The organism is Gaiella occulta (assembly GCF_003351045.1).
Taxonomy (GTDB): Bacteria; Actinomycetota; Thermoleophilia; order Gaiellales; family Gaiellaceae; genus Gaiella; species Gaiella occulta.
This window is the reverse complement of record NZ_QQZY01000007.1, coordinates 1-25,734: the sequence shown is the minus strand read 5'-3', so window position 1 is coordinate 25,734 and position 25,734 is coordinate 1. Positions and strand designations below refer to the sequence as shown.

Sequence of the window (25,734 nt, the reverse complement as noted above, 5' to 3'; positions counted from 1 at the left end):
GCAGAACGGCCAGGGGGCGAGCGTGAGCGGGTGCTCGTGCTCCTCGATCGAGGGATTTGCGGCGCTTGCAGTCAAGGTTTCGGCTGCCGATGCCGTCTCTGCCTAAACGACCTACAGGAGGTAACCGTGGTCAAGAAGCTCGTCCTGATCGGGGCGGCAACAGCGCTTCTCGCGCCGGGTGTCGCGAGCGCGGCCCAGAAGCGGGGCGCGATCGTCAAGATCGACGCCAAGACGGGTCTTGTCGCCGTGGCGCAGTCGCGGGGCGCGGTCGCTCTGGTGCACGTGCAGACCGTCCGCGGGCTGCGGCCCGGCGCAATCGTCGCATTCAACGCGCGGTACCTCAAGAACGGGACGTTCGCAGGTACCAGGGTGCGGGTCGTCGGACGCGCGAGGAGGTTCCATGTTCGCGCGTTCGTCATCGGCGTCCGGAAGTCGAAGAGAACCGCGATTCTCTCGGCGCGCGGCGCCGTGCTGTCTGTCCGCCTGCCCAAGCGCGTCCGCTCCTTGGCGAGCGCCCACGGCGGCGACACGCCGACCCCCGGCAGCGTCACCGACGTGACGGTCAGCGTGAGCGGCGACGGTTCACTCGCGGCGACGCAGGTCAAGGAGGTCAACCCGTCGGCGTCGGCCGGCCAGATCTCCGGGAAGGTGACGGCGGTCGGCTCCGGCTCGATCACCGTGGCCGACGGCGGCGGCTCCGTGACGATGAACGTGCCGTCAGGCATCGACGTGTCGAAGTACGCGGTCGGGGCCGACGTGCTCGCCTACTTCGACGCTGCGGCCGACGGCACGTACACGCTGAAGGCGGTCGGCGCCAACGGCAGCGAGACCGAGGCGGACGACGAGAGCGAGGTCGAGGGCGATGTCGCCGCGGCCGAGCAGGAGGTCGAGACCGAGGACGAGGCCGGCGACGACGAGGCGGGCGGCGGAGGAAACTCCTCGTCGAGCTCCGGCGACGGCGGGTCGGTCTCGGGTGGCTCAGACGACTAGAGCCAGACCGTTCGCCCGCCAGTCCGACGAGCACCTGAGCCGCCGCCTCGCGCTGGGCGAGGCGGCGGCTTTCGACGAGCTGTACCGGCGTTACGCGCACCGTCTCGCCGCGTACGGCGCCCACCTGCTGGGGGACGGCGCCGCAGGCGACGACGTCGCGCAGGTCGCCCTGCTCAACGCGTACCAGGCGCTGCGGTCGGGCACGCAGCCCGAGCGCGTCCGGCCCTGGCTCTACCGCATCGCCCACAACGCGGCGCTCGACTCGCTCGAGCGCCGGGTGTTCCCGGCCGCCGAGCCGCGCCCGGTCGAGACGGCGGCCCCCGAGGCAGGATCGCCGTCGCTGCCGGGCGGGGCGCTCGTGGCGGCGCTCGAGCAGCTCTCCGAGCGGCAGCGGCGCGTCTACCTCCTGCGCGAGCTGCACGGCTTGCGCGTCGCCGAGATCGCGGCCACGCTCTCGCTCACGGCGGAGCAGGTCGAGCAGACCCTCTTCGCGGCGCGCAACGGCCTCGCCGAGACGCTCGTCTTCGGCGGAAGGCTCGACTGCGACGCCGTTCGCCGTCTGAGTGCCGGGCCGCTCGAATGGCGGGAGCAGCGCGCGCTGCAGCGCCATCTCCGTGCCTGCGCCGCGTGCCGCGAGGTCGTTCCGAGGCGGCGCGTCGCGCCTGTCCTGTTGCCGTTCCTCCCGGTCGACTGGCTTCTCCGGCAGTTCGCGCGCGCCGTGCACTGGAGTCCGGCGGCCAAGGTGGGAGCGATTGCCGCGACGACCGCCGTCGTAGCGGCGCCGCCGCTCGCGGTGCGGCAGCTCGCACATGACAGCCACAAGGCACGGCAGGCTCCCAGGCAGGGACCATCCGGGGGATCGGCGCGCACGACAAGCGCCCGCAAGCAGGGGGCAACCGAGGTGCGAGCGGCCGCAGCATCGTCTCCACTTGCCGGCCGCCGGGCGGACTCGCCGCGAGACGGGGCCGTCGCACCACCCGGCGACGAAACCGCCAAGGCAGCGGTCACGCAGACCGATCCCTCGCACGCAGCCTCCGATCGGGCGCCAACGACGGCGCCCGGCGACCAGGGAGACGCCTCCGCGCTACCGGCGCAGCCCGCCGCGAAGCCGGCGGTGCAGCCTGCGGCGCGGCCGCGGGAGCACCCCGAGGCCTCCGAGAGGGAGACCCCCGAGACGGAGACGCCGGAAGCAGGCTGACGCGGCCGGTGGAGCTGGGGTTGGAACGACACCGACAGGAGGCCATCGCGGCCGACGGCCGGGCGGCTCTACGCGACGGCGCAGCTCAGGGTCGGGTGGGAACCATTCCGAACTTGCGCAGCTCAGGTTCCGGATCTGCGGCGAACGGCGCGCCCACAAGCGCGCGGGCTCCTCCACGGCGGCGAGACGGACGTCGACCCCGGGGATGCGCGCGCGGCACTCCCCGACGAACGGCTCCGACGGGTCGGCGGCCGCGACACGGCCGGCGCCGACGCGCCGCGCCAGTCCGGCCGTACGTGCACCCGGCCCGGCGCCCACGTCCAGGACCCGCATCTCCGGCGAGACGCCGGAAGCAGTCCCCGTCCTCGAGAGCTTCGCCCGCCACCCCGCAGTCGCCTGCGCCGCATGCACGTCACCCGTGTGGCCGGGCCCGTGGTACGGGCAGGTCGTCCTGCGGGTCGCCCGCGAGGCGGGCGGGCGTCGCGATCGCCCACAGGCCGATCGGGACGAAGGCGAGGACGAGGAGGACGCCGGCCGCGAGCGCGGCCGGGTGGTCGACGAAGACCATCAGCGCGGCACCGAGGAGGAACGAAGCGAGCCCCGCCGGGAAGAGGCGCGGCCGCCGGCTCGCGTCTTCGCCCCTCCGGGACGCTGTGCCGGACACAGGGGCAGCTCGGGGCGCCCGCTCGGCACGAGTCTCCGCCCGCCCGGGATGCTCTGCCTGACCCAGGGGCTCGTCGAGGTGCCCGCTCAGCACGAGGCGGAAGAGGAGGCCGAGCGAGGCGGCGAGGACGGGCGCGCCGAGAGCCGCCGCGACGAGGACGGCGACGAGTGTGGGACGGCCGGCCGAGGCCTCGCTGATGGTGAGCGCGCCGGGCAGGACGTCCGGGTACTGGGCGACGGCCCAGCCCCAGACGATGGCGGCGACGGCAAGCGCCGCGGCGGCACGCGCGAGGCGGAAGCGCCGCCGGGCGACGAGGCCGAGAGTGGCGCACCCGGCCACCGCCGAGAGAGCGACGAGCGGCAGGCCCGCGCCCGACAGATCCTCCCAGAGGGCGGGGCTGTCCCGGCGCACGACGAGGAGGCCGCCGAGGGCGAGTGCCCCGGCGGCGACGCCGCTTGCGAGGGCCCGGCGCCGGAAGGACTCGACGAGGTCGGCCTCCCCGGCCCGGCTCGCGTCGGCGGCGAGGTACACGGCGGCGAGGTAGGCGCCGGCGGCCACCCCGAGCAGGCCGATGAGCAGCGAGGTCGGGTTGGCCCAGCTCGTCAGGGAATCGCCGGCGGCGTTCCCGGCGGGCACCCGCCCTGAGGCGATGCCGCCGATCGCAGCGCCGAGGAAGAAGGGCGTGAGCACGGACGCGGTCGCGAACACCGCGCCGAGGGCGAGCCGCGGCCGGCCTGCCGCCACCTCGTGGCGGAAGGCGAAGGCGCTGCCGCGCAGGACGATCCCGAGGGCGGCGAGGAAGAGGGGAACGGCGAGGGTCGACATGATCGCGCCGAAGGCGGCGGGGAAGCCCGTCCAGAGGAGGACGAGGACGAAGATGAGCCAGACGTGATTCGCCTCCCAGACGGGCCCGATGGAGCGCTCGGCGAGCGCCCGCCGACGCTCGCCGGCGGCGCCGCGGCCGGCGAACAGGTCCCAGATGCCGCCGCCGAAGTCGGCCCCGCCGAGCACGACGTAGGCGCTGAGCCCGACGAGCAGCAGCGCCAGCACGGCGTCCGCGAGGATCACCGGCCCCTCCCCGAGAGCCGAGGCGGCCCCTCGCCCGGCGGGAGGGCGGGCTCGCCGTCGAGCTCGATCGGCCGGCGCGCCATCCGCCGCAGGACGAGGACGGCGGCGACGGCGAGCACGGCGTAGACGGCCGCGAGCGTGCCGTACCCGATCGGGATGCCACCGGCGCCGGTCACCGCCTCCGAGGTGCGCATCACCTCGTACACGATCCAGGGCTGCCGGCCGACCTCGGTCGTGATCCAGCCGCTGATGAGGGCGACGACGGCGAGCGGCCCGGCCGCCGCGACGGCCCGATAGAACCAGACCGAGCGCGGAAGCCTCCGCCGGCGCCAGAGGACGCCGAGGTAGACGAGGGAAAGCCCGGTGAGCGCAAAGCCGATCCCGACCATCGTCTGGAAGGCGAACCGGACCGTGTTCACGGGCGGCCGGTCGGCGGGCGGGACGGTGTCCAGGCCGGCGACGCGCGCCGACGGGTCGCGGGACGTGAGCAGCGAGAGCAGCCGCGGCAGCCGGATCCCGTACTCCACCTCCCCGTCGCGGTACCAGCCGAGCAGGGTGAGCGGCGCGCCGTCGGTCGTCTGCCCGAGCCCCTCGATGGCGGCGAGCTTCACCGGCTGCGCCGTCGCCACCTGCCGTGCCGCCCAGTCGCCGACGACGAGCTGGGCGGGTGCCGCGAGAGCGGCGGCCGTCAGCGGGACGACGAGGGCGATCCGGTGGTAGCGGTCGCGCTTCCCCCGCAGCCAGGCGACGGCGTAGACGCCGGCGGTGACGAAGCCGGCGACGAGGTACGCGGCGAGCAGCATGTGCACGAACGTCGTCCACAGGTTGTCGTTGAAGAGCGCCGCGATGGGGTCGACGTTCGTCACCCGGCCGTCGACGAGGTCGAATCCCGTCGGGTTGTTCATCCAGCCGTTGACGGAGAGGACGAAGAGGGCGCCGAGGATGCCGGCGACGACGATGGGTATCCCGCTCGCGAGGTGGGCGCCGCGGGGGAGGCGGTCCCACGCGTAGACGTAGATGGCGATGAAGATCGCCTCGAGGAAGAAGGAGAAGCCCTCGAGCGTGAAGGCGAGCCCGAAGACGGCGCCGAACTCGGCCATGAACCGCGGCCAGAGCAGCCCGAGCTCGAAGGAGAGGATCGTGCCCGACACCACGCCGACGGCGAAGAGGACGAGCATCACCTTCGACCAGCGCTTCGCGAGCGTCCTGTAGACGGGGTCGCCGGTGCGCAGGTAGAGGCCCTCGACGAAGAGCACGAAGGCCGGGAAGGCGACGCCGAAGCAGACGAGGATGATGTGGAAGCCGAGCGAGAGCGCCTGCATCTGGCGCGCCTGGAACAGGTACTCCTGGTCGACGGGCCCGCCGAAGGCGCCGACGACGCCCGCCGCCGCGGCGGCGGCCTGGGTCGCGAGCGTGCCGGGCATACGACCCCCTACGGCTCCCAGCGCAGCGCTGCGAGATCCCGATCGGTCACGGTCCGGCCGATCTCGACGTCGAAGGTCGTCACGTCACACCACCTCTCCCGTGGGTCTGGCGCGGCAGTCCGCGCGGCCCGAGGCGGTCACGACCCCGGGCGGCGTCGACCTGAACGCCTGCAGCGCCAGCGTACCAGCGGGCGCCCTCGCGGCCCGTCCGTACCACGACCGAGCGCGCAGCCATCGGCGCCCAGGCGACGCGCGAGACGCTCGCCGTCGGCGTCGCAAAGGCGGCTCCAGCTCCGCCGTGCGTCGCTGGCCGTTTGAGCGCGACCGTTCGGATTCCCTCGGCATGAGGCTAGCCGGACAGCTTCGCACCCCGCCCGTACCTCTGACGCGGGTCATGTCGATCCTGCGGTAACGAGAGCCCTCGCAGTCGCTCCACTTGTGCTCAATGATACTATTGTGCGCCTTCGACTTGTTGTGTAGCGCCGACGGAGTGCTTCTCGCTGCAGGGAACGCGCGATTCCGCTCTGCAATGTTTTTGCTACAAAAAACTTTGCTACAAATTCTTCGTGTCGCTACGATGGTGGTGTGCCTAGCGTTGCCGAGAGAGTAGAGAAGCGCATCGCGCGCCGCCCCGGACGCGTGTTCACGTTCGCGGACTTCGCCGACCTGCCCGCGTCCGCGGTCGCCCCCGCCCTCTCGCGATTGACGAGGTCGGGAAAGATCCGACGAGCGCGCAAGGGCGTGTACTACGCGCCGAAGGACACGGTGTTGGGCGAGGTGCCGATTGATCCGATCGAGATCGGTCGCGCCGCCAATGGTGTACCGACGCACCTGGCTGGGTTGAGCGCTGCAAGCGCGCTCGGGCTGACAACCCAGGTCCCCGCACGAGCCGAGCTCGCAGTTGAGGGACGACGCACAACCGGAGCAACTGGTGTCGTGACGAAGCCTCGTTTCGGCACCCGCCGCGCAGGGCTAGAGCCGGCCGAGGCTGCCTTGCTCGAGGTTCTCCGCAGCATCGTCTCGCTCAGCGAGCTCTCGCCCGAGGAGACAGTCGAGCGACTCGCCAACGTGCTGCGGCGCCCGGAAAGCATGCGTCGCGTGCTGCACGCCGCCGTGGCGGAGCCGCCGCGTGTCCGCGCAATGGTCGGCGCGCTCGCCGAACACCTCGGCGCTGCCGGGCCTGAGCTGAAACGACTCCGTTCAACGCTCAACCCCACGAGCCGCTACCGCTTCGGCCCCCTCGCCGCGCTCCCAACCGCCAGGCACTGGGGCGCACGGTGAGCCTCCACGAGCAGCCCGAGTTCCTCGACTACCTGGTCACCATCGGTGAGCGCACCGGCGCCGGCGCCGCCATCATCGAGAAGGATTACTGGGTCACCACCGTCCTGCGCGTGATCTCCGCGCGGTTCCGCGAAGGAATCGTGTTCAAGGGCGGCACGAGCCTCTCCAAAGGCTGGAACCTGATCGACCGCTTCTCCGAAGACATCGACCTGCTGATCCGCACCGACACGCTCCCAACCCGGGGCGGACGCGACCGCTACATGAAATCGATCGACGCCGCCGTCGCCGATGCTCCCGGCCTTCGCCGCCTCGCCCGGGCAGGCCGCTCCGAACGTGGCATCAGCCGAGCCGCTGTCTACTCATACGCGCCGCAAGCGCCGGCGCTCGCAGGGCTCGACGCCACGATCGTCTTGGAGATGGGAATCCGTGGCGGCGACCACCCCACCCAGACGCGCACGATCGACTCGCTTCTCGCCGAACACCTACGCGGCGCCGGCGTCGACGACGACGATCTCCAACCCTTCGAGCTCGAACTACTCGACTACCGCCGAACTTTCCTCGAGAAGCTCTTCGCGATCCACGCCGCCGTCACGCGACATCTCGAAGGCGAAACCGGCGCGCTCAACCGACAAGGGCGTCACTACTACGACATCTACCGCCTGCTCGAACGTGACGAGGTACGAGAGTTCATCGCCACGGACGGCTACCGCGCTCTCGCCTCGGAGATCGAGGACGTCACGCGCCAGTACTTCCCTGACGATCACCGAGCACCGGCCGACCTTCGCTTCGCCAACAGCCCCGCGCTCGCACCCGGCGATGACCTGCGAGTCATTCTCGATTCGGAATACACGGCAAGCCGTCACCTCTACTACGGTGATGCCCCAACTCTGGCCGAGGCCCTCTCACGAATCGAAGCGGTGCGAAATGACCTCTGAACGGCGGAGTTGCCGCCAGGAAGCGTGCCTCGATCTCGCGGAAGACGCTGCGGCTCGCCTGAACATCGCCGGCGAGCTTCCCCTCTCGTAGCAGCCCACCGGGTCAGGCTCGAAGCGGGCTTCCTCGAGAGCCCGCTCGAGCGGCGCGAGGTCGTGGTCGGTGTCGGTGTGGAAGGAGACGTGGATGTCAACAGTCTGTTGTGCCCAGATGCGTCGCTGCCTCCTGCCCACGCGTCAGGACCTGCGACCAACCCGTCTCAGCAGCGAGCTCACGCTCATTGACGGCGCCGTTCGGACGCGTCAAGAGTCGCTCCCCAATCTGCTCAGCCGAGGCCGACCACTTGGACATCTTCTCTTGGCCGCCTCGGCTCGACCAGAGGCTCTCGCACCACGAACAAGCCGCGTGGGCCTTCGATACGAGCGCGCCCGGACTCGTCGACCCAGTTCTCGTCGAACTCGGCCCGGAGCTCGAGCGCGCCCGGAGAGAAACGTCGCGCAGCGACCACGAGCTTGCGCGGCCACGGCGAGGGTACGTCATCGAGCGCGTCGATGTCCGAAGGCCAGCCTTGGGGCCAACCCAGATCACCTCGAGACGATGCTGAGCGCCACCAATCTTGACGGTGATGACGGTGACCGGGATACGTGCTCGGTTGTGCCCGCGCACAGCCCAATGCACGGGGCGCCCGAGCGCACGGCTGAGAGCCTGGACCGGCCGCGCGATCTTGAAATCTCCCGTTTCGACGTAATTCACTCGCGCAGTAGATCACCACGCAACGGCGGATATTCGACGCCTCGGATCGAGTCAGCGGCCGGCGTGACTCGCTCTCGCACATGCCGCCCCTCACCCGGCGTCGGCCGCGGTAGCGCCGCAGGCGGGAGACAGAGGCTCTCCTCCGGCCTCTCCCCCGTTGAGGAGTGCCGACGCCAGCGCGTGAGCGCGCACGCTGCCGATGCCCGCGACCTCCGCCCAGCGCTCCGGGCCTGCCTCGAGTACGCCTCCGACACTGCCGAACCGCTCGAGCAGCGTACGCGCGGTTCGATCCGAGATCCCCGGCACTGCCGCCAGGACAGCGATACCGGGCGGAGCCATCTTGGCGCGCCCCCTGGACAGCTCAGGCCGCGTTCCCCTGCGGGCCTGGCGTAGCGCCAGCCGGTGAATCCAGAGCGCCGAGTCGGCCGGGTCGCGAGTGCGAAGAATCGCAACGCCGAGGTCCGCGATCGCGAGCAACGCGCCCCGGATCGCGTTCGGATGCCTGGGACCAGCGTCGAGATCGTCTCCCTCGACGAGCAGGAACGGCAAGACCGCCTCGTCGCGAATCCGGCCCACCTGCGCCCACAGGCGCCCACGAGCGAGCGAGCCGTGCAGATCCGCGACCGTCTTCCGCTCGATCAGAACGCCTCCGGGGACGCGGTAATCGCCTGCCGCGAGCGGCTCGACCGTCACACGTGCCCCGAGACGCAGGAGCGCAGCCGGGACGACGCTCCCTCGCTCGAAGACGTCCGCCACGACCACGGCGATCGCGCCGGTCTGCTCCCTGTCCATAGTTGCGTATACTAAACAGTCAACAGGACGACATCGCCCTCTGCGCGGCGGGCGAAGGCTGGTTTCCAGACGCCGACCACAACGGCATCATCCACTCCGGCGCCAACAACAAACCGCGAAGCCCCAGGGGGCCTCGCGGTTTGAGTAAGGAACATTTGGTGGAGCTAGCCCGGATCGTTCTGCCCCGCTCCCCGGTCCCGCGTTGACAGGTAGCTGGGTTGGAGCGCCGGACGATCCCGGAGGCGCGTAGCGCCGGAGGGATCGTCCGGCGGCCGGCTCAGGATGGGCCGCTCGACTGGAGTTGGAAATAACCCGCCTATGCGGAGCTACGCATAGCCGGGTCAATTCCAACTCCACCTCGACCGCGATCACTGCCTCGCGTCCGACCAGCCGCCCGGCCCACTCACGCAGCCGATCTCGGTCAGCAGCAAACCGCTCCTCCTCGACCTCACCCGAGGTCGGATCGAGCACCACAGCCTGGAACACGTGCTTATGGATGTCGACCGCCGCGCACAGCACCACGCCACCTCCTCGTCAGGGAACGACCGCGATCAGCAACCGCGGCCCGGCCGAACCCGGCCTTCATGACATCCACTTGACAGGACGTGACCGTGCCCCGCTCCCCGCGCGGGATTGCGACACGGGCCTCGATCGAGCTCCGACCTGGCTGGTCGTGCCGGCGGCAGCCACTCGCGACGCGTCGCTCTCTTCGGCGGCGTGACATACGTCAGCGCTCTACGGACCTACGTCACGCCGCCGGTCGGTCGGTCGGGTATCGCGCTACCCCGAGATGACGAAGAACTTACGCAGTGGGGCGCGCAGAGCCCACGTCGAGGTTGCTCCCTTTGGGAAGGACGCGATGTCCCCTGGTGCGAGGGTGACGGTGTCGCCGCCGTCGACGGCAATGTCGAGGTCGCCGTCGAGTACGTGGAAGCTCTCGTCGCCGCCGAACACGTAGCGGAACGTGGACGGCTCAGCAGTGAACATTCCGGTGTAGAGCACGCCCTCGCCGCCGGACTCGGTGCGGAGCCAGGCTACCTTTGCGTCGGGGTCTCCCTCGAGGACGGCCTCGAAGCCGTTGAACGGCTCGTAGTCGGTGGTGTCGACGTGCGTCTTGCATGGGGCCATGACGTTGCTCATCGTGCTCCTTTAGTCGTGGTGAGTCCCGAAGCCGCGCTTGCTGGATGGGCCCGGAGGCTTGGGGAATCTGCTGAGGGGCAGTTCTCGTTAGGTGCGCTTGACCACCTCCCCCCTCTGCGCCGCCCGCTCCGAATCGAGTGCGAGGCGGAAGAGGTCGGCGGTGTGCTCGAGTGCGGCGTGGGAGTCGTGGCGCTCGAGGGCGTTGAGGGTGAAGTCGGCAGCGACGCGGTCGAACGGCAGGTAGGTGACGTCGACCCGTTCTGGGCAGAGGTCGTCGAAATGGGCCGCACCCCGGGCAGGGATGCAGATCGTGTTGTCGACGACTGTTCCCTTGGTCCCCATCACGCGAATGCCGAACCGGTATGGGGCCGACGCCTCGAGTGTGATGGTCGCGCGCCCGATCGCTCCGTTCGCGAACCGGACGATCGTGCAGGCGGTCACGTCGTATTCCCACTTCGACCGTCGCCGGGTGGAAACGGCGCTCACCTCGGTGATGCGGCTGCCGGCGAGCCACTCGAGCTGGTCGTAGGCATGGCAGCCGGCATAGAGGTGGACGTTTCCGCCGCGTGCCACAGTGCGTGCCCAGTCCGGCTCGGAGCCCTCGATCTCGCCGAAGACGAAGTCCGCCTCGACACAGAAGATCTCGCCGAGATTGCCCGCATCGCGGGCGCCGACGATCGCCTCGATCATCGGGTGCCAGCGAAGGATCATGTTGACCTGGCAGAGGACGCCCGCGCGCCGCACCTCCTCGAGGATCAGGTCGAGGTCGTCATGCGTGATCGCCGCCGGCTTCTCGAGCAGCACGTGCGCCCCGTGCCGAACCGCCTCGACGGTCATCGATGCGTGGACGTCGTTTGGCGACGCGACGACAACCGCGTCGACGGGGGAGCCGGCGAACGTGTCGGAGAGGGACGCGTAGACGGGGCAGTCGAGCCCGAGGTCGTGTGCGACAGACGCGGCCCGATCGAGGTCGAGGTCGACGATGGCGCGGACCTCCGCGTTTGGCAGTGCTGCGAACTCGCGCAGATGCTCAACACCTGCGTTGCCCGTGCCGCAGACGGCGACGCCGAGGAGATCGGTCACGACGACTTGTCGACGACCTCGAACAGGCAGAGCGCGTTGCCGTCGGGATCGTACAGGTAGGTCGTATAGCTGGTGACGCCGTTCAGCACGTAGCGGACGGGGTCGTGGATCACCTCGACCCCGGCGGTGCGTAACTTCTCGACGACGGCGGCGCTGTCGTTGCAGGCGAACGGCACGATCGCCACGCCGGGATCGGAGAGCCGGCGGCGGGGCGACGGGTCGACACGGGGCTGCTTGTACTCGATCAGCTCGAGGTGGGTGCCGTCGACGGCGCGCAGGAAGACGGCCTGGATTCGCGCTCCGGGGATCCCACACACCGTCTCGTGATAGATGTGCCAGCGCGCCTCCTCCTCGGGACTCCAGTCGGAGTCCGCGCCCTTTGTCTCCACCACCTCCATGCCGAGCAGGTCGCGGTAGAAGCCGAGCGCGCGGGACATGTCGGCGACAGTGAGCGCGGTCGTGTCCACGCCTGTTGCGAGAGCCATTGCGTCTCCTTACTCGAGATCGGATAGGACGACCTGTGCGGTGTTGTGACCGGGCAGCCCGGTCACGGCAGGGCCCGGGTGCATTCCGGCTCCGGAGAGGTAGAGCCCCTCGATGGGGGTGCGGTAATCGGACAGCTCGGGGAGCGGGCGGAATCCGAACGCCTGGTGGGGCGTGTAGTCGACGTGATTCATGTTCCCGTTGGGGTTGTCCATCAGCTCCTCGTAGTCGGTGGGCGACCGCGCGGTCCACGCGATCAGCGCGTCCTTGACGTTGGGGGCGCACCGCGTGTACTCGTCGAGCAGTCGCATCGCCATCGTCTCCTTGGCCCGGGCGTCCCACGTGCCGCCGTCGGCGAGCTCGACGGGAACCCAGACGTGCAGTCCGAGAGTGTGCTTGCCTGCGGGCGCGAGGCTTGGGTCGAGGGTGCTCGTGTGAGTGCACCACGACCAGCCGATCTTCGTCGGCAGCCGACGGTCCCGGATGTAGCGCCACATCGTGTCGGCGTGGTCGACGGAGGGGCACAGCATCCCTGCGGCGGTGCGGAATCCGCGGTTCGACCCGTCGTCCCCGGATTCGCTGAACACAGGTGCCTCGTCCAGCGCATAGAAGCACTTGATGACGCCGGTGTTGTCGATCTGGATCGAGCGCACGCGCCGCAGGAATGCAGGGTCGAGCTGGTCAGGGTCGATCAGGCGGGTGAACGTGCGGACAGGGCTGACCGCCGAGATGACGGCGCGACGGGCACCGATCTCTTGCCCATCCGCAGTGCGCACGCCGACGGCGCACCCGCCGCGGATGATCACCTCGCCGACGTGTGAGTCCCGCAGGACCGTCCCGCCGCTCTCCTCGAGCGCGCGGACGATCGCGTCGCAGACTGCGCTCATCCCGCCGCGCGCGCGTGTCACTCCGCCGGCGTGGCTCCATGGAAGCTCGACCATTCCGAACGCCGACCCGGGCTGGTCGAGCGACGTCTTCGTCTGCATCGCGAAGAACGCCATCAGCGATCGCATCTCGGGCGACGTGAAGCACTCCTCGAGGTACTGGCGCGCGGGCATCAGGGCGACGCGGGCCATCTCGGCGGCATCCGGCGAGCGCAGCGCCTTGCCAGCGGCGCCGAGCAACGAGGCACCGGCGCGAGCCGTCCGGGGAGGGAGGTGAAACGGCGCCTGAGGTCGTCCTGCGGACGATGGGCGCCAGAGGGAACCGGCCGTCGGCCCGGGATAGGCGGAATCCGGCTGTAGAACGGGCCGATGATCTCGTCGAGGCCTCCCCAGAGGCTGTAGTACCGCGCATAGGCCTCAGCGTCTTCGGGAGAGACGGCGGCGATGCTCTCTGCGGTCCGTTCCCAGCTTCGGTGGACGAAGATGTGCTTCCCGTTCGGGAACGGCATCACGAAGTGGGGGTCGCTCTCGATCAGCTCGAGACCGTGCCGCGCCAGCTCGAGGTCGCAATAGACTGGCTGGTCGGCGAAGCCGAGCAGCTCCGTGGCTCCACCCTGGAACAGGAACTCGGGGTGCTCGGCGAGCAGCGGCTCAGAGGTCGCGCATCCCCCGACGATCGGCCGGCGCTCGATGACCGCGGTCAAGTGCCCGGCGCGCGCCAGGTACGCCCCACAGGTGAGTCCGTTGTGGCCGCCCCCGATGACGACGACGTCGAAGTCCACGTCAACCTCTAAGAAAATCGATTTTCTATCGTAGAATCTCTACCACTGCCGCATGCATGTCAAGGGGCACGTGTCAGCTGAGGAGCTGTCTGATGACCAACTCGAGCTGCCGGTATCCGATCTCGAGCGACGACTCGTCGATCCATTCGCCGCTCGTGTGCATGTCTCCGCCGCGCGCGACTCCCAGGGTCAGCGCGGGGATGCCGCTGCTGAGCGCGACGTTGGCGTCGGTCGAGCCGGCTTCGAGCAACGTGTCCAGGCCAAGCTCGGTACGTGCTGCCATCACGGTGCGAAGCAGGTCATGGTCATGGTCGAGCCGACCCGCAGGGCGACGACCGAGCACCTCCGCCCGAACCGTGAGCGGCGGAGGCACCTCGAGCTCACGTAGCAGCGCCTCGAACCGGTCGAGCGTCACTGGATCGAGTGAACGACACTCGACCACAAGCTCCGCGTGGTCCGCGATGCTGTTGACGGAGCGGCCGCCGGACGCGAGGCCGATGTTGACGGAGCTGCCGCCGATCCCGTCCTTGAGGAGCTCATGCCCCACGGCGAGGAGCTCATGCAATGCGCTGGGCCGGCCCCGGTCGACCCACGGGTGCCCCCCCGGCCCCTCCACGCACACCTGCGCGCGAACGCTGCCCACGGCGTCCACGAGCACATGGTCGATCAGGTGCCCTTCGACGGCGATGAAGAGCCGGGGTGCGAGCGCGGCGATCGCGGCCCGTGCGCCGCGCAGGTTGCCGAGCCCCTCCTCACCGACGGTGAATGCCACAGCCCCCGGAGCCAGTGGGCGCTCGTCGAGCAGCTGCTCGACGACGTTGAGCGTGACGGCGATCGCGGCGGCGTTGTCCCCGACGCCCGGCCCGACGAGCAGGCCGTCGGCCCGGCGAACGGTCAGGTCGGTCTCCGCCGCGAACACGTTGTCGACATGTGCAGCGACGAGGACGCGTGGCTTTCCGTCGCTCCAGCGCCACACCAGGTTGCCCGCGTCGTCACGCGTACGCGTGCCGGGCGCGTTCGTGAGACGCTGTTCGAGCCAGTCAATGCGGCGTACCTCATCGAAGGTCGGTGCAGGGATCTCGGCGATCGCGATGAGGTCAGCGACGAGCCGGGCGGTTCGTCTTTCGTCTGTCACAGCCCAGCCTCCGGTGCGCGACGTCGACTCTGCATCTCGCGAGGGTCGGGAACCGGGATCGCCGACAGGAGCCTGCGGGTATACGCATCCGTTGGGCTCTCGAAGAGGTTATCGGCTGCAGCGAGCTCGACGATGGATCCGTCATTCATGACCGCGATCCGATCGCTGACAGTGCGGATCACGGCAAGGTCGTGGCTGATGAACAGATAGGTGAGACCGAGCTCGTCCTGGATATCCTTGAGAAGGTTGAGGATCTGTGCTTGGACGGACACGTCGAGGGCCGAGACCGGCTCGTCACAGACGACGAGCTTGGGCTCGAGCGCGAGCGCCCGGGCGATCCCGACGCGCTGGCGCTGGCCGCCAGAGAACTCGTGTGGGTAGCGGTCGGCGGCCGATGACTCCAGCCCCACGAGTTCGAGCAGCTCTGCGACGCGTTTGGCACGGGCGGAGCGGTCGCCAATCCCGTGCACTCGCAGCGGCTCGGCGATGACAGTGCCGACGCGCATGCGCGGGTCGAAAGAGGAGTACGGATCCTGAAAGACGATCTGCATGTCGCTGCGGATCCCGCGCAGTCTCGCCTGGGAGAGGCCGGTGATGTCGACGCCATGGAACAGCACGACACCAGCGGTCGGCTCGACGAGGCGCAGCACGCAGTAGGCGGTCGTGGACTTCCCCGACCCGGACTCTCCCACGATTCCGAGCGTCTCGCCCGGGAGCACGTCGAAGCTGACGTCGTTGACCGCAATGACTGGCGGTGCCGCACGGCCGCTCAGTCCCCCCCGCGCCGGGTAGACCTTGCGTAGGCCGCGGACGGAGAGTAGCGGCTCTGCAGGCCCCGTCATGCCACGTGAGCGGGGCGCCGCTCGCTAGTCGGATGGGACGTGCGGACGAGGTGCCCGGGCCGAATCGCGCGCAGAGCCTGGGGCTCGCTCGCGCACGCGTCGAGCGCGACATGCGGGCAGCGCGGCGCAAAGCGGCAGCCGGGTGGCGGATCGATCAGCACCGGCGGCCGGCCGGCGATCGCCTCCAGCCGCCCTCTCCGCGCCTCTGAGGAGTCGACGCGCGGCAGCGCGCGCAGCAGCGCCTCGGTGTAGGGATGCTCGGGGTGGTCGAAGAGCTCGAGGGTCGGCGCCTGCTCGACGACCTGCCCGGCGTACATCACGACGACGTCGTGCGCGACGTCCGCGATCACCCCCATGTCGTGCGTGATCAGCAGCATGGCCATGTTGTGAGCCTGACGGAGATCGTCGAGCAGCTCGAGAATCTGCCCCTGCACCGTCACGTCGAGTGCTGTCGTCGGCTCGTCGGCGATCAGCAGCTTCGGTCGGCACGAGATCGCGATCGCGATCATCACGCGCTGGCGCATCCCACCGGAGAACTGGTGGGGGTAGTCGTCCAACCGGTCAGCCGCACGCGCGATCTGCACCTCCTCGAGCAGCTCGCGGGCGCGACGGATGGCGTCGGCACGCCCGACATCCTCGTGGCGACGAAGCGTCTCGACGATCTGCGCTCCGACGGTGTTTGTCGGGTTGAGCGAGGTCATGGGGTCCTGGAAGATCATCCCGATGTCGTGGCCGCGCAGATCCTCGAGCTCACGCCGGCCGAGCGTCGCGACGTCGCGGCCGTCGAACGTGACCGTCCCTGATGCGATCGACGCAGACGGGGGAAGCAGGCGGACCAGTGAGAGGGCGGTCACAGACTTCCCGCACCCCGACTCCCCCACGATCCCGAGCGTCCGACCGCGCTCGACGGTGAGACTGACGCCGTCAACGGCACGGACGACACCGCGCCGCGTCCGAAACCAGGTGCGCAGGTCGGCAACCTCGAGCAGCGCCACGGGACCGCTAGAACGACGCCAGCCGGTCGACGGCGGCGACGATCGATTCGGAGTTGGGCATGAGCGCCTGCTGGAGAGCAGGAGAGGCCGGCACGCGGATGTCGGGCGCACCGACCCGCCCGATCGGCGCGTCGAGCAGGTCGAACCCGTCGGTGACCACCCGGGCGGCGATCTCGGCACCGAACCCGCCGGTCAGATTCGCCTCGTGGGCGATGACCAGGCGGCTCGTCCGACGCACGGAATCGAGCACGGTGCCCATGTCGAGCGGCGAGAGCCAGCAGAGGTCGACGACCTCGGCGCGAATCCCGCGCTCGGCGAGCCGATCGGCCGCCGTGAGCGCCTCGCCGACCATTCGCGACCAGGAGACGATGGTGACATCGCTTCCCTCCCGAACGACACGCGCGCCGCCGACCGCTTCCACGGGGCCGCCGAGCCTGACCTCGCGCTTCTGTTGGTACAGCGCGCGGCTCTCGACCACGATCACGGGATCGTCGGAGGCAATCGCGGCGCGGAGCATCGTGTAGGCCCGCTCCGCGTCGGCTGGCAGACCGATCCGCAGGCCCGGGGTGTGCGCGAAGATCGCCTCGAGCGACTGCGAGTGCTGCGCGCAGGATCCCGGTGTGAAGCCCTGCTGGGAGCGAACGGTGATCGGCGCGGTGAACTCGCCGCGAGACAGGAACCGCACGTTTGCCGCCTGGTTCACGAGCTGGTCGAGGGCGACGAGGAAGAAGTCTGCGAACATGATCTCGACGATCGGCCGGCGCCCGCGCATCGCCGCGCCGATCGCACCGCCGAGGATGGCGGACTCGGAGATCGGGGTGTCGAACACGCGCTCGCCAAATGCCTTGCGCAACCCCTTCGTGGAGCCGTAGGGGCCGCCCGGCAGCCCGATGTCCTCGCCGAACACGATCGCCTCGGGATAGGTCTCGAGCGCCCAGCGCTGGGCCTCGGTCACGGCCTGCATGTAGGTCAGCTCACGCGTCTCGGGCAGCGTCTGCATCGCGTCAGGCGTAGAGGTGCTCGGTCACCGATTCGGTGGTGGGGAACGGGACGTTGTGGGATGCGGCGACCGCCGCGTCGAGCTCCTGCTCGACCTCGTCGTCGATGCGGTCGGCCTCGGCGTCACCGATGACGCTGCGCAGACGCCCGACCGGTTCCCGCGTCATCGCGTCCTCGATCTCACCAGCGGGGCGGTAGTGCTGCGGATCGAGGTCGTAATGGCCGACGAGGCGCTCGGTGTGCGCCTCGATCAGCGACGGCCCGCCGCCGCTGCGAGCGCGTTCCACTGCCTGGCGCACCGCGCTCTCGACGGCGTCCACGTCGTTCCCGTCGATCGTGGCGGGCGCCATGCCGTACATCGGTGCGCGCTCGACGAGCGTCGCCGTTGGGATCATGTCCCGCACGGGCGTCAGCTCGGAGTAGACGTTGTTCTCGACGACCACGACGAGAGGGAGGCGCATGGTTCCGGCCATGTTCAGCCCTTCGTGCACCGCGCCCTGGTTGAGTGCGCCGTCGCCGATCGCGACCAGGCTGACCGACCCAGACCCGTCGAAGTACGACGCCAGCGCCGCGCCCATCGCGATCGGAACCCCGGCTCCCACGATCGAGTTCTCGCCGAGGAACCCGTGACGGGCCGAGCAGAAGTACGGGGATCCGCCGAGGCCGCCGGAGAGCTCGGACGCCCGACCCTGCAGCTCGGCGAACAGCTGCGCAAGCGGCAGGCCCCTGGCGATCGCCCAGCCGTGGCCACGATAGGTGACCGTGAGCGCATCACGCTGCTCGAGACAGGCGCAGGCGCCGACCGGAATCGCCTCCTGGCCGTTGCAGAGGTGCATCGAGCCCAGGATCAACCCGTCGGTCTTCAGCCCGACGAGCCGCTCCTCGAAGCGGCGGATCAGACGCACATGACGGTAGGCGAGAAGAGGTTCCATTGTCGGGAAATCGATTTCCTCCATCCTGACGGTGCGCAGCAGGGCGTGTCAAGCGAGCTCGACGACGGCGTCGACACGATGGGTTTGACATGGCGCCGTCCAGGAAGCAAGATCGCAGGAAATCGATTTCCCAAGGAGCGTCATGGACACACAGCGACATGCAGGCCGCACAGTCCTCGTGACGGGCGGAGGAAGCGGAATCGGCCGGGCGACGGCGCTTCGCTTCGCCGATGAGGGTGCCGCGGGTGTGGTCATCGTCGACCGGCTCCAGGACCGGCTCGACGCTGTCGCGGCCGAGCTCTCTCAGCGCGGCACGAAGGTTGGGACGGTCTGCTGCGATCTCTACGAGATCAGTGATGCAGACCGCGCGGTGCACGAGGCGGGCGAGCATTTCGGCCGGATCGACGTCGTCATCTCGAACGCCGCCGCCTGGACGGCGGAGTCGTTCCTCGACATGAAGGACGAGTCCTGGCTCAAGGTGATCGGCGTCAACCTGACGGCCGGGTACGTGATCGGCCAGCGAGCGGCGCGCGCGATGGTTGCGAGCGGGCGCGGCGGGGCGATCCAGTACACCGCGTCCATCTCGTCCCTCGGCGGCTCCCCGATGTTCTCGCACTACAACGCGGCCAAGGCCGGCCTCGCCAACCTTGTCAAGACGATGTCGCTCGAGTTGGTCGGGTACGGCATCCGCGTGAACGCGGTCAGCCCTGGCCCGACAGACACACAGCAGTCCGTAGACGTCGTCGGATTGGAGCTCATGGACAAGTGGCGCCGCGAGGGATTCCCCGTCGCCCCCATGGGACGACTCGGATCGGCCGAGGACATGGCCGCCGCGCACTCGTTCCTCGCCTCCGACGACGCGTCGTACGTGACGGGTGTGAACCTCGTCGTCGACGGCGGGCTCACCGCCCACGCCTACTCGGTGCCGGAGTCCTGACCATGAGGCTCACGAATGACGTCTACCTCGTCGGCGGTGGCGACTACGGGTTCAACCTCACCCACCGACTCGACTGCCACACCTACCTGATCGACGGAGGTGGTGAGCTCGCGCTCGTCGACGCAGGGTTCGGCCCTGGCACCGACGAGATCCTCGACCTGGTTCGCGCCGACGGCTTCGACCCGACAGACATCTCGAAGATCTTCGTGACCCACTATCACGCGGACCACGCCGGCGGCTCGGCAGCGATGAAGCGCGCAACGGGAGCGCAGGTCTGCGCCGGGGTCGAGGCCGCCCCGACGATGCGGGCCGCCGACGCCGACCAGATCGGGCTCGCCTGGGCGCAGAGCTTCGGGTTCTACCCCGCCGACTACGTGCTCGAGCCGGTCGACGTCGACATCGAGTTCTCCGACGGAGAGCGCTTCGCGGTCGGTGAACTCGAGATCGAAGCAATCGCGACGCCGGGCCACTGCCAGGGTCACTACTGCATGCGCCTGTTCGGCCGAGACCGGGTCTACCTGTTCGCCTCCGACGCCGTGTTCTGGGGCGGCGCGATCATCCTGCAGAACGTGCGGGACTCGAATCTCCAGCAGTACGCGGAGTCCTGCAACAAGATCGCGAACCTCGAGTGGGAGGGTCTCCTTCCGGGACACCACGTAATCTCGTTGCGCAACGGCCACCGGCACGCGGAGGCGGCCGCCAGCGACTTCAACCGCATCGGCCTGCCCCGCGACCTGCTGCGGTGAGCCGTGGTCCGGCTCCGTGAACGACAAGAAACCACCCGCCTCCACCGACTCACGTCCCGCCCGGCTGGCGGACGTCGCTGCGGCGGCCGGTGTTGGCCCCTCGGTCGTATCGCGCATCCTGAACGAGGATCCACTCCTGTCGGTGCGCCCCGAGACCCGGGAGCGTGTGCAGGCGGCGGCCCGCGAGCTCGATTACCGCCCGAACTTCCTTGCACGCGGTCTCCGCTCGGCCCGCACGATGACGATCGCGCTGGTCGTGCCGAACCTGACGCACCCGGTCAACGCGGCGATCATCCATGGAGCGAACGCCGCGGCGACGGAGCGCGGCTACGCGAGCCTGGTCGTGGACGCGAGCGAGTTCTTTGCCTCCGGACAGGCGTTCACGAACCTCCTCCGCGAGCATCGAGTCGACGGCGTCCTCGTCGCCGGCGCCTCGGACGACGCAACGTCCCGCGACCTGCTGGACGACCTGATGCGCCTGCGCTTCCCATTCGTGCTCGCGAACCGGCGACTTCCCGGCATCGAGCCCTACGTGGTGCTCGACGACGCGGCCGGCATGGAGCTCGCGGTTGACCATCTCGTCGGTCTCGGCCACCGCCGCGTTGCGCTGATTAGCGGGCCCGCGACCGCCGACACCGCGGTCCGTCGACTCGAGGGCTTCCGCCGTGGAATGCGGAAAGCCGGGCGCCGCATAGCGCGGGAGCACGTCGTCGAGAGCACCGTCGAGGAGGAGGGCGGCTTCCGTGCGATGGAGGCACTCCTCGGTCTGGCGCGACGGCCGACGGCCGTGGCGGTGTGGAGCCTCGGGGCCGCGGTCGGGGCACTCGCGGCAGCGCGCCGGACGGGGCTGACCATGCCCCGCGATCTCTCGGTCGTCGCATTCCACGACGCGCCCATCGCAGCCTACCTCGACCCGCCGCTCACCACGGTGCAGATGGCCCTCGGCCGGATGGCCGAGGAGTCGGTCGGTCTGCTCCTCGACCAGATCAACGGCGAGCAAGTCTCCAGCAGGGTGATCGACGTGCCGCCGGTCCTCGTGCTGCGCGACTCGACCAGCACACCCGCTGGCGGCGCTTGACATGTGGGATACGGCGCGGGATGATGGCCTCCTCGCAGTTGGGAAAACGATTTCCTAATACCTTTGTCTTCAGGGCAGCGTCAGAACGTCCGTCCACGGAACACACGCCGGAAAGGAGAACGTCGTGGCTCGAGAGGGTGACCGCATCGACCAGCTCGTCGACCAGTACCTGTCGGACGGGCTCGACAGACGAGAGTTCTTCAAGCGCGCGAGCGCGCTGGGGCTCTCGCTCGGCTTCGCAGGCACACTTCTGGCCGGCCTCGACCGTGGATCGGTCGCGCACGCCGCGACGCGGCGGAGCGCCGCCGTCGTGGGTGGCACCCTGCGTGAGGGGTACGATCGCGACGTGAGCCGGATGGACCCGGTCAACACGACCTGGTGGGATCCTGGCCTCTACCCCGCCACCCACGAGACGCTCGTTGCCACCTCGCCCAAGGGGCAGTTCCAGCCGATGCTCGCGAAGAGCTGGGCGGTCAGCAAGAACGGGCTCGAGTGGATGTTCACGCTCCGGAAGGGTCTGAAGTTCCAGAGCGGCGCCGTCGTGACCGCCGCGGCCGTCGCCGCCGCGATGAAGACATTCGCCGACCCTAAGAGCGGCGTCAACGCGGGCTTCTGGAAGCCGGTCAAGAGCATCAAGGCCGTCGGCGCGGACAAGGTGAAGGTGACGCTCTCGCATCCCTACGCCGACTTCCCATTCGTCCTCAACAACGGCTACTCGGCGATCTTCAACGCCCCAACTCGCACCAAGCTCGGCGACAAGTACGGCGTCACCCGCACCGACGGCACTGGCCCGTTCCAACTGAAGGAGCTCGTCCCCGGAAGCCACGCGGCGGTGACGCGCTGGGACGGGTACCCCGGCCCCGGCTCGCCGTTCGTGAAGAACAAGGGCAAGGCCTATCTCGACGGCATCCGCTGGGAGGTCTTGCTCGAGCCCGCGAAGCGCGCCAACGAGCTCGAGGCGGGCAATGTCGACACGCTCCGCAACCCTGCCCCGCAGGACGTCCTGCGCCTCAAGCGCAACAAGAACATCAGCGTGATCGAGCTACGCGAGCCGTCGCTCTACCTACTCGGTCTCAACTTCAAACAGACGAAGCTCGGCTTCGACGACGTCCGTGTCCGGCAGGCGATCTCGTATGCGATCGACCGCAACGCAATCGTCAAGACCGTCTTCTTCGGCAAGGCGACCCCGGCCTATACGCTCGTGCCCTCGAGCTACCCTTACTACGTCAAGGCAGTCGAGAAGTACGGCGCATTCGACACGGCCAAGGCCAACCAGCTCCTCGACGCGGCCGGCTGGAACCGCAGCGGTGGCGGTGTCCGCTCGAAGAACGGCCAGAAGCTCTCGTTCAAGATCATCATCGAGAACGACAAGTTCGAGCAGCTGATCGCGCAGGCTGTCCAGCAGATGCTGAAGGACGTCGGCGTCGACATGCAATTCACAGTGCTCGGCTCCGACTACTTCTCGAAGTTCGCCGCGCCGGGTGGGCCGACCGGCTACATGATCAAGAACCTCTGGACGAACATGATGGACGCGTCGATCCTGTTCGCCGGCTCGGCGAACGCGGTGCCAGCGTGCTGCAACGCCTCGAATGCGAGCATCCCTGCTCTCGACAAGGCGTTCGACGACTGGCAGAAGGCCGCGAACGTCGGGCAGCTGAGAGGCGCCGCCGCGCGTGCCCAGCTGATCACCGCCCAGCAGCTCCCCTTCATCCCGATCGTCACGCCGTTCGTCATCTGGGCCCACTCGAAGAAGGTCGTGGGCTGGGTTCCGAACGAGGCGAACCTCTACCCCTACTACAACGACGTCTACCTCCAGAAGTAGGTCGCGCCGGGACTCCCTCGTCCGGCACGCTGTCCAACAACCGAGATGACCGCATACATCGTCCGCCGTGCGATCTACGCGCTCGTTGCGATGTTCGTCGCCTCCGTCATCATCTTCTACGGGCTCCGGGTCGCGCCCGGAGCCCCGGACAGCACGCTCTTCAACCCGTTCGCCTCGCAAGAGGCCAAGCAGGCGCTGCGCGAGAAGCTCGGGCTGAACGACCCGCTCCCGCTCCAATACGTGCACTTCCTGCGCGATCTCGTGCACGGCAACCTGGGAGACTCGATCAAGAGCGGGCAGCCCATTCCGACCCTGCTCGCCCAGTACGGCAAGAACAGCATCCTGCTCGTCGCGAGCGCCGCCTTCCTCACCTATGCGCTTTCTATCCCCCTTGGCATCCTCGCCGCGACCTACCGTGGCCGCTGGCCCGATCATCTCACAATGGTGTTGGCGAGCGTCGGCATGGGCGTCCCCAACTTCCTGCTTGGGCTCCTGCTCTCCCTCATTGTCGGCCTGGAGCTGGGTTGGCTGCCGATCTCCGGCTCCGGCGGTTGGCAGTATCTCGCCCTGCCGGCGATCACTCTTGCCGCGGAGGGCGTCGCGGTCAGCCTCCGGTTGATGCGCTCGTCGGTGCTTGAGCAGCTCGACCAGGACTACGTACGCGCCCTTCGGGCACGCGGCCTGCGAGGCCACACGATCATCTGGAGGCGCGTCGCCCGCAACGCGCTGCTGCCGATCATCTCGCTCTCCGGCATCCAGATCGGGGCGCTGATCGGGTACACCGCGATCGTCGAGATCATCTTCCGCTACCCAGGTCTCGGCCAGCTGCTCGTCTCGGCGGTGCTCCAGCGCGACTACCCCGTCGCGTTGTGGCTCTCACTACTTCTCACCGGGTCGGTGATTCTCATCAACTTCATCGCCAACATCGGCTACGCGCTCGCTGACCCGCGCATTCGGGTCTCGGGCGACACGAGCGGCGGATGACCGAGATCCCCGGCAACCCCACCCTGCTCCCCGCCGAGGCCAGTCCATCGCGCGGTCGCGTCGCCGACACGCTCCGGCGGCACCCATCACTCATCTTCGGCGGTGTCCTTGCCGGCCTCTTCGTCCTCGTCGGCATCGTCGGCCTCGTATTGCTCGCCACCCCCGCGCTACACCCGCTCTACCTCCAGCAAAACCTCAACACGAGCCTCACCCCGCCCGGATCAAGTGGATACCCGCTCGGCTCGGACCAGCTCGGACGCGACGTCCTCTGGCGCATCGTGGCTGGCACCGGCGTCTCTCTCGGGATCGCCGCCGTGGTGACGATCCTCTCGATCACCGTCGGAGGTCTCGTCGGGATCGTCGCAGGGTTCTACCGGGGCAAAGCCGACGTCGTCCTGAGCGGCATCGTAGACATCACCTGGGGCTTCCCGATCATCCTGCTCGCCATCATCCTCGCCGGAGTGTTCGCCCCCGGGCTCACCCCCGTCGTGCTCGGCATCGCCCTGATCAACTGGGCGGGCTTCGCCCGGATCATCCGCGGCGAGGTGCTCTCCCTGCGCGAGCGCGACTTCATCCGCGCCGGACGCGCGATCGGCATGTCGAACCGTTCCATCATCCGGCGGCACGTGATCCCGAACCTCGTACCCGCCACGCTTGTGATGGCGTCCTACTACGTCGCGATCACGATCATCGCCGAAGCAGGCCTCTCGTTCATCGGCGTCGGGATCCAGCCGCCCACCCCGAGCCTCGGCCAGATGATCGCCGACGGCCAGAACTACTGGTCGAACGCGCGCTGGCTCGTGATCGAGCCGGGCCTTGCGCTCGTCCTGATCGTGCTCGGCCTCAACGCGCTCGGCGACGGTCTGCGCGACCTCCTCGACCCTCGGCTACGCACCCGCGAGTGATCGAGGCCGTCGAGATCACCACCCGCGACGGCTTCGTGCTGCGTGGGGAGGTCGCGGTGCGCGCCTCGGACTGGATCGTTCTCGTCCATGCTCCCGGTGAGGACATCGACGCCTGGCGTCCGCTCAGCACCCTGCTCGAGGAGCACCAGTTGACGGTGCTTGCCGTCGACCTGCGCGGCCACGGTGGCTCGGACGGAGAGCCCGACACGGCGATGGCCGCCACAGACGTCGAGGCGATGCTCTACTATGCGCGATCGCACATGGCGCTGAGGGTGTTTCTGGCCGCGGCCGCGGCCAGCGCCGTGCCGGTGCTCGACATCGCCGACCGCTCTCCCGTCGAGGGACTGGTGCTCGTCTCCCCTCTCGGCGTGCAGGACACCGGCGAAACGCCCGTCCCCCGACTCGTCCTCCACGACCCCGAGGACGCCGAGCAAGAGGCCTCCGCTGCACGGTTGGCCGAGGCACCCGGCTGGTCGCTCGGGATCAGCCTCCCCGCTGCCGGGCGCAGCTGTGGGATGGTGCAAGGCGAGTGGGGTGAGAACGTGACCGGCTACGTGATCGCGTTCCTCCGCGACGTCCGCCTCAACCACCCCGACCGCCTGCCTCCCGACTCGGACTGACACCCGACCTGGTGTCACGATCGGAGGATGCCGCGGTCACGCGCCGGGGACCACAAGCCAGACGTCTGTCCACCCGGACAGTCAAGAGACCGGCCCGTCACTCCGGCGACGAATCTCGCGCCTCCGAGAGGGTAGCCGGTGACGTCCCTGGACCGCTGTAACTTCGGTCTGGCGTAGGCTCCGGTGGGCGATTCTACGCGGCGACTACCTCCTGTTCTTCGTCGCGGTTTTGTTCGGTTGCGATGCGTGCGATCTGTTGCCGTT

25 protein-coding genes are annotated in these 25,734 nt (G+C 69.1%); 11 read left to right on the top strand and 14 right to left on the bottom strand.

Annotated features, from left to right (window positions below; translation table 11 throughout):
* The first annotated feature begins 126 nt into the window (after positions 1 to 126).
* Positions 127 to 990, top strand: coding sequence for a hypothetical protein (locus Gocc_RS16315; RefSeq protein ID WP_181813661.1), 864 nt, complete (start codon positions 127 to 129; stop codon positions 988 to 990).
* Positions 974 to 2,188, top strand: a complete 1,215-nt coding sequence (locus Gocc_RS12810; protein ID WP_181813660.1) for a sigma-70 family RNA polymerase sigma factor — start codon at positions 974 to 976, stop codon at positions 2,186 to 2,188. Before Gocc_RS16315 ends, Gocc_RS12810 begins: the two co-directional genes overlap by 17 nt.
* Here the strand turns inward: Gocc_RS12810 and Gocc_RS17145 are convergent.
* The 3 genes from Gocc_RS17145 to Gocc_RS12795 form a co-directional block, all read right to left on the bottom strand.
* On the bottom strand, positions 2,075 to 2,521 hold the full coding sequence (locus Gocc_RS17145) for a class I SAM-dependent methyltransferase (protein ID WP_114797056.1): 447 nt from the start codon (positions 2,519 to 2,521) through the stop codon (positions 2,075 to 2,077). The genes Gocc_RS12810 and Gocc_RS17145 overlap by 114 nt on opposite strands.
* A 79-nt stretch (positions 2,522 to 2,600) precedes the next feature.
* Positions 2,601 to 3,920 (bottom strand): cytochrome d ubiquinol oxidase subunit II, encoded by a 1,320-nt coding sequence (locus Gocc_RS12800; RefSeq protein WP_220150613.1) that lies wholly within the window; start codon positions 3,918 to 3,920, stop codon positions 2,601 to 2,603.
* Positions 3,917 to 5,344 (bottom strand): cytochrome ubiquinol oxidase subunit I, encoded by a 1,428-nt coding sequence (locus Gocc_RS12795; protein WP_114796966.1) that lies wholly within the window; start codon positions 5,342 to 5,344, stop codon positions 3,917 to 3,919. Before Gocc_RS12795 ends, Gocc_RS12800 begins: the two co-directional genes overlap by 4 nt.
* A gap of 585 nt (positions 5,345 to 5,929) precedes the next feature.
* Between Gocc_RS12795 and Gocc_RS12790 the strand changes: the two genes are divergently transcribed.
* On the top strand, positions 5,930 to 6,625 hold the full coding sequence (locus Gocc_RS12790) for a type IV toxin-antitoxin system AbiEi family antitoxin domain-containing protein (protein ID WP_181813659.1): 696 nt from the start codon (positions 5,930 to 5,932) through the stop codon (positions 6,623 to 6,625).
* Positions 6,622 to 7,560, top strand: a complete 939-nt coding sequence (locus Gocc_RS12785; RefSeq protein ID WP_181813658.1) for a nucleotidyl transferase AbiEii/AbiGii toxin family protein — start codon at positions 6,622 to 6,624, stop codon at positions 7,558 to 7,560. The genes Gocc_RS12790 and Gocc_RS12785 overlap by 4 nt, the downstream gene beginning before the upstream one ends.
* Before the next feature lie 841 nt (positions 7,561 to 8,401).
* On the opposite strand, the gene Gocc_RS12780 is transcribed toward Gocc_RS12785, so the two are convergent.
* From Gocc_RS12780 to Gocc_RS12730, 11 genes are all read right to left on the bottom strand, one after another.
* The gene (locus Gocc_RS12780) at positions 8,402 to 9,103 is read right to left on the bottom strand and encodes an ERCC4 domain-containing protein (protein WP_114796963.1); all 702 of its coding nucleotides are present in this window, start codon (positions 9,101 to 9,103) and stop codon (positions 8,402 to 8,404) included.
* A 780-nt stretch (positions 9,104 to 9,883) separates the two neighbouring features.
* Positions 9,884 to 10,243, bottom strand: a complete 360-nt coding sequence (locus tag Gocc_RS12775; RefSeq protein WP_114796962.1) for a cupin domain-containing protein — start codon at positions 10,241 to 10,243, stop codon at positions 9,884 to 9,886.
* A gap of 87 nt (positions 10,244 to 10,330) precedes the next feature.
* Positions 10,331 to 11,326 carry a Gfo/Idh/MocA family protein gene (locus tag Gocc_RS15745; protein ID WP_181813657.1) on the bottom strand — a complete coding sequence of 332 codons (996 nt, stop codon included), beginning with the start codon at positions 11,324 to 11,326 and terminating at the stop codon, positions 10,331 to 10,333.
* Complete coding sequence (locus tag Gocc_RS12765; RefSeq protein WP_114796961.1) at positions 11,323 to 11,811, bottom strand: VOC family protein; 489 nt, start codon at positions 11,809 to 11,811, stop codon at positions 11,323 to 11,325. The genes Gocc_RS15745 and Gocc_RS12765 overlap by 4 nt, the downstream gene beginning before the upstream one ends.
* A 9-nt stretch (positions 11,812 to 11,820) precedes the next feature.
* A complete protein-coding gene (locus tag Gocc_RS12760; protein ID WP_147281297.1) occupies positions 11,821 to 12,885 on the bottom strand; it encodes a phytoene desaturase family protein in 1,065 nt (354 codons plus the stop codon).
* The gene (locus Gocc_RS12755; protein WP_181813656.1) at positions 12,867 to 13,475 is read right to left on the bottom strand and encodes a phytoene desaturase family protein; all 609 of its coding nucleotides are present in this window, start codon (positions 13,473 to 13,475) and stop codon (positions 12,867 to 12,869) included. Before Gocc_RS12755 ends, Gocc_RS12760 begins: the two co-directional genes overlap by 19 nt.
* Before the next feature lie 73 nt (positions 13,476 to 13,548).
* A complete protein-coding gene (locus Gocc_RS12750) occupies positions 13,549 to 14,610 on the bottom strand; it encodes a M20/M25/M40 family metallo-hydrolase (RefSeq protein ID WP_114796958.1) in 1,062 nt (353 codons plus the stop codon).
* On the bottom strand, positions 14,607 to 15,452 hold the full coding sequence (locus Gocc_RS12745; RefSeq protein WP_114796957.1) for an ABC transporter ATP-binding protein: 846 nt from the start codon (positions 15,450 to 15,452) through the stop codon (positions 14,607 to 14,609). Before Gocc_RS12745 ends, Gocc_RS12750 begins: the two co-directional genes overlap by 4 nt.
* Entirely contained in the window at positions 15,449 to 16,447 is a 999-nt protein-coding gene (locus Gocc_RS12740) for an ABC transporter ATP-binding protein (protein ID WP_114796956.1), read from the bottom strand. Before Gocc_RS12740 ends, Gocc_RS12745 begins: the two co-directional genes overlap by 4 nt.
* Positions 16,448 to 16,454: 7 nt before the next feature.
* Positions 16,455 to 17,447 (bottom strand): alpha-ketoacid dehydrogenase subunit beta, encoded by a 993-nt coding sequence (locus Gocc_RS12735; protein WP_220150611.1) that lies wholly within the window; start codon positions 17,445 to 17,447, stop codon positions 16,455 to 16,457.
* Between the two features lie 4 nt (positions 17,448 to 17,451).
* Positions 17,452 to 18,378 carry a thiamine pyrophosphate-dependent dehydrogenase E1 component subunit alpha gene (locus Gocc_RS12730; protein WP_114796955.1) on the bottom strand — a complete coding sequence of 309 codons (927 nt, stop codon included), beginning with the start codon at positions 18,376 to 18,378 and terminating at the stop codon, positions 17,452 to 17,454.
* A gap of 142 nt (positions 18,379 to 18,520) precedes the next feature.
* Here Gocc_RS12730 and Gocc_RS12725 point away from each other — a divergent pair, with 142 nt between their 5' ends.
* The 7 genes from Gocc_RS12725 to Gocc_RS12695 all read left to right on the top strand — a co-directional run bounded on the left by Gocc_RS12725 (position 18,521) and on the right by Gocc_RS12695 (position 25,470).
* A complete protein-coding gene (locus Gocc_RS12725; protein WP_114796954.1) occupies positions 18,521 to 19,315 on the top strand; it encodes an SDR family NAD(P)-dependent oxidoreductase in 795 nt (264 codons plus the stop codon).
* Positions 19,316 to 19,317: 2 nt separating this feature from the next.
* Positions 19,318 to 20,061 (top strand): MBL fold metallo-hydrolase, encoded by a 744-nt coding sequence (locus Gocc_RS12720; RefSeq protein WP_114796953.1) that lies wholly within the window; start codon positions 19,318 to 19,320, stop codon positions 20,059 to 20,061.
* Positions 20,062 to 20,077: 16 nt separating this feature from the next.
* On the top strand, positions 20,078 to 21,139 hold the full coding sequence (locus Gocc_RS12715) for a LacI family DNA-binding transcriptional regulator (RefSeq protein ID WP_114796952.1): 1,062 nt from the start codon (positions 20,078 to 20,080) through the stop codon (positions 21,137 to 21,139).
* Positions 21,140 to 21,263: 124 nt separating this feature from the next.
* A complete protein-coding gene (locus Gocc_RS12710; protein ID WP_114796951.1) occupies positions 21,264 to 22,961 on the top strand; it encodes an ABC transporter substrate-binding protein in 1,698 nt (565 codons plus the stop codon).
* A 45-nt stretch (positions 22,962 to 23,006) separates the two neighbouring features.
* Positions 23,007 to 23,945: an ABC transporter permease gene (locus Gocc_RS12705; protein ID WP_114796950.1), complete on the top strand. Its 939-nt coding sequence runs from the start codon at positions 23,007 to 23,009 to the stop codon at positions 23,943 to 23,945.
* Positions 23,942 to 24,850 carry an ABC transporter permease gene (locus tag Gocc_RS12700; protein WP_114796949.1) on the top strand — a complete coding sequence of 303 codons (909 nt, stop codon included), beginning with the start codon at positions 23,942 to 23,944 and terminating at the stop codon, positions 24,848 to 24,850. Before Gocc_RS12705 ends, Gocc_RS12700 begins: the two co-directional genes overlap by 4 nt.
* Positions 24,847 to 25,470 (top strand): alpha/beta hydrolase, encoded by a 624-nt coding sequence (locus Gocc_RS12695; RefSeq protein ID WP_181813655.1) that lies wholly within the window; start codon positions 24,847 to 24,849, stop codon positions 25,468 to 25,470. The genes Gocc_RS12700 and Gocc_RS12695 overlap by 4 nt, the downstream gene beginning before the upstream one ends.
* Positions 25,471 to 25,734: the final 264 nt, after the last annotated feature.